At 40.8% G+C, this 4,089-nt stretch carries 3 protein-coding genes and 1 pseudogene; all 4 read right to left on the reverse strand.

The genetic code is table 11. The features are described from left to right. Positions 1 to 678, reverse strand: a pseudogene (locus tag IQR33_RS24130) (hypothetical protein); the annotation flags it as partial. Between the two features lie 111 nt (positions 679 to 789). After that, complete coding sequence (locus IQR33_RS24135) at positions 790 to 1,374, reverse strand: hypothetical protein (RefSeq protein ID WP_086484017.1); 585 nt, start codon at positions 1,372 to 1,374, stop codon at positions 790 to 792. A 102-nt stretch (positions 1,375 to 1,476) separates the two neighbouring features. Further along, positions 1,477 to 2,565 (reverse strand): hypothetical protein, encoded by a 1,089-nt coding sequence (locus IQR33_RS24140; RefSeq protein ID WP_025767019.1) that lies wholly within the window; start codon positions 2,563 to 2,565, stop codon positions 1,477 to 1,479. 3 nt (positions 2,566 to 2,568) lie between these two features. After that, positions 2,569 to 4,089, reverse strand: a 1,521-nt coding sequence (locus tag IQR33_RS24145; RefSeq protein WP_193844135.1) for a GspE/PulE family protein, incomplete at its 5' end; no start/stop codon positions are given.

The following is a 4,089-nucleotide window of genomic DNA, read 5'->3' on the forward strand; positions in this document are numbered from 1 at the left end:
GTTGTTGAGGTTGCTGGTTCCATTCAAATCGAGTCTAAATACAGGGTTTTCTCGGTCCACAATGCTAGATACTTCAAGGCGGTCCATATTATCGACATCCTGTCCATTCCAGTCGATTGTAGCTAACGGTGAGTTTGTACCATGGATACTCAGGTCATCAGAGAAGCTTGTGCCCCAAGTGATATCCATAGTAATGATACCTGTATCAAAGTCGCAATCCACTTGCGAGATTGAGGTGCCTGAATTTAGGTTTGCCAAACCTCCACCAGCAATCCGGGCTATAGTACATGAACGTTTGACTCCGTTTTCACCAGAGAAGTCAAATCCCCGAGTTTCAGCTGTATTTGAGACAGTTAATTTGAGTTCGACCTGGGTTCCATCATTTGTAACTTCAGTTTTGTATTGCATGTTATCCCCAATTCTAGGGGAATCTTCGAAGTCACAGAATAGGAACTCAGATGTTTGGGTACCACCACAGGTGTTTGGCTTCAACCACATTGTTCCAATGTGCTCAGCACCGTTTTGGAAGGGTTGGCCCGGCTGATTCCATTGGGCTAATGCGCCACTTTGTCTTGAGGCATTCTTGATAGCATGAAGCAGCGTTGCTATACGCTGCCCTTGAAGTTGGTCTACTTGAGATTCGTATTGATCACTTTTCATCATGAGGTAAGTGGACATGATGATACTTAAAGCGACAGTAGAGGCCAATATGCCAAGTTGAAGGAAAAAGCCTCTTTGTCTTTTGATTGAGGTTCTAGGCAGCATATTGGCCACTCTTAGTAATAATGATTAACGGTTGATGAATGTGATTGCTACTTCATCGCCAGATGCACACTGTGTTTTAAGAGTGTCATTGCCATCAATTCGCGTACCTTCAACCTGGATCTCAACGAAATTTTGGAATACACGGCCAACCAGGAGGTTGCACTGATCTGTTTCTACGTTAGAGAATGTGAAAGTGTAGAACTTCCCTGTACCTGTAGACGTAATGCCATCACGGTTAGTAGCAGTATCAACGCTTCCACAGGTCAAACCGTTGTCAGAGAATGGAGTTGTAAATTCATCTTGAGTTGCACTTAACCAACTGGATGGCCAGATGTTCTTGTCGTAACAATCTGTATTGTCAACAGATGCGTAAGAACCGAAACCACCGACTGTTCGTCTAAGTTCGTCTGAAGCTTGTAGTAAAGCTTTCTCTGCATCATCTACAAGTTTTTCAGCCCCGGAGTCTCCCATGGTAGTTGCATAACCAACAACCATTACCCCCAAGAATGCCAAAACAAGCTGGAGTTCTGTAGATAGAAATACACCACGTCGCTTTGCGTGAATACGGTTAGGTTTATTTGGATTATTACGTTTAGGTTTGAATAACATAGCTATTTTTCCTTGTTAAAAGCTATTGGATTTTATACATGATTGATATATATCAATCAAGTGGAATATCAGTGTTACAACTTGTTAATAGAACTATCAAGGTTAATTAAGGTTTTGGCCAATTGTAGAAATGGAGAGACCTACTATCGCGTTTACACTTAACACAGCCATCATGCAGCCTAGCATGATCCCTGTCGTAAGCTTTTTCACGAGCGTTTCAGTGTTAGCAAATACTTCTTCGGTGATATCGTCTAGTTTATTTGTAAAGTCTGAGGTTGTAGCATATGACTCAATCTCAATTCTTGGTTCTCTACTAAAGAAATCACAAGCGAGAGCTTGCCCCTCACTCTTTCCTCCAATCATGCTTAGGCGCATTTTTTGACACCAATGTTTTACATATGGCGTTGAGTGGGAACCTACCAGCTTTAGTGCCTCTGAAGAAGGCATCCCCACTTTCAAAAGGGCGTTGAATGTTTGCAGAGTTATAGCAGAGTTAATCGCGTCAACAACATTCCAAGGTGGTAATTTAGTTAATCTCCGATGTATTTGATTGGGTAAACTCCAAACTACCCATACTCCGTAAATTACAAGAAATGCAGTAACAAATGGGCTTATCTCGTATACAGTTTTTGTAAACTCTCTTGCAAAACTCATCATTGGAGTTGGTTTTATATTTAGTCCTTTGAACAACACTGCATAGATGTATAAATGAGCAAGGCTACAAATAAGCATGATTAAACCAACACCTATGATAGGACCGACTATCCCTAAAAAACCAGCCCCCCTCATTTGTTGTTTACGCTGCAGCTGACTGACACAAATACGTATTACCTTATAGGCAGCTGTTTTTTTCTCAATTGCGTAGGCAACACCAATCGTAGTTTTATCAAAGAATGGAGCGAGCATATAAGAGATAACTGGTTTGTACCTATACCGGTCAGCCAGGTATTTCACAAATTTTGTTTCTGGAGATTTTGGTTGTTGGGATTTATAGGCCTCATAGAGGGAGTCCAATACATTTAAGATGGAATCACCATCTGCTAAACGTGATGCAATTTTCTCTAGAAGTTGAGACTTTCTCTTTGAGCCCACACGATAGTTTGTAGACTTTAGCTTTAAGGTATCAATGAAGTCATCACTAAGGTATTGACTCTTTATTTTGAGCAGTTTTTGGTTAATATCGTTTTCCATTAATTAAACCTCTGGGTGGTAGAGAGAAACATTTAGCTCTTCACGAACCAATCGAGAGACCGCAAGTTGATCGATTTCACGTTCTATCATCTCAGGGTCCAATATCCCTTTGCACATTTTATAAATTGCGTGCTCTAACTTAGTAAAACCACCAGTGTTTAGCCAATGAGCTTTAGCCAAATCATCTTCGTTTTTAGCCCATAGGTTTCTGATTGTTTGATCTGGCGCCAAGACTTCAGCTACAGGTGTTCGTCCAACACGGCCATCTACAGAATAATTACACTCTTCACACCCACCTTGCTTTGCGAAACGTATGTTCGGCAGGTACTCAAGTAACTCTAGGGAAGATAAGCTTTGTATTAATGAATAAACTAATGGAGAGTTATTCGGAAGCTCATCATAACTTCGACTACAGGATGGGCACACGGTTCGTACTAAAGACTGAGCAATGATGACAGTTAGGGTGTTTGATGATTGATAGACTGATCTAGCTACACCGAAACCGTCCAAGCGACCTGGTACATCACAAGAAGATGCGGCATGTATTGTTGAGAAACATACATGGCCAGTTCGGGCAGATTCAATTGCAAATTTTGCTGAATTGTAGCAACGTATTTCTCCTGTACCCATGATATCTGGGTCTAGTCGCATGAAGCTTTCGGAAATTCGTTCAAACTGCTTGGTTAATGTGTTCATTTCATTATCAGAAGCGCTAGAGTTATCTTCTAAGTTAACTTGTGAAACGCCCTCTAAGTTCATCTCGATAGGGTTTTCGGCAGTAACAAACTTCCGAGTAGATTTGTACAAGTCTTGTAAGTAATCGATAACTGAATACATGGACTGGGTCTTACCAGAACCTGTAACACCAGCAAACAGTATATTTCCTTGTTTTTTACTGGAGTGTTTTTTAATCAACAGCGTTTGAACTGGGTGATATCCAGCTTTATCTAGCTTTCTTATAGAGGATTTCTCCCCTTTACTGGTAATCCTGCATACTAGATCTCCACCGCCCTCAGTTTCTCTTGGTGCAAATTCAACACGCATTTCAATTTGAGTATCGTTATACGTGTAGATAAATTTACCAGATTGAGGTTCTTTCCAGCTTAGGTTATTACCTTGGATGCTAGAGCCGGATGCTTCATCCCCACCGATGATGTTGTAAGCAACATCAACCGTCTCGTAAAGCCTATCGTATGTATATTCTTTGAAATCAATTAAATCGCCATCTACACGTATACGTACTAACGTGTTGCCAGGTATATTAGATACTTCAAAGTGAATGTCTGACGTTGCAGGGTGTGATTCTAAAACAGACGCAGTGATCGCTTTAAAACTTCTGCCCTCATCATCTTTAGATTGGTTTTCTTCAGAGCCCATGAAGATGACATCAGCAAGTAATAGGATTAGGTCTTCTGAGCACTTAAGATTAATGACTTTTGTATGAGTATGATCGGTATATCCCAAATCATCTCTGATAGTCGCTCGAACTTGTGTGATTGACTTTGAAAAGTCTTCTGTCATTAA

Origin of the sequence: Vibrio sp. OPT46, from assembly GCF_015163535.1 — a bacterium.
Lineage (GTDB): Bacteria > Pseudomonadota > Gammaproteobacteria > Enterobacterales > Vibrionaceae > Vibrio > Vibrio alginolyticus.

Bases quoted from the DNA above. Each gene is read 5' to 3' on its own strand.
- IQR33_RS24135 (WP_086484017.1), bottom strand. From the start codon at position 1,374: ATGTTATTCAAACCTAAACGTAATAATCCAAATAAACCTAACCGTATT.
- IQR33_RS24140 (WP_025767019.1), bottom strand. From the start codon at position 2,565: ATGGAAAACGATATTAACCAAAAACTGCTCAAAATAAAGAGTCAATAC.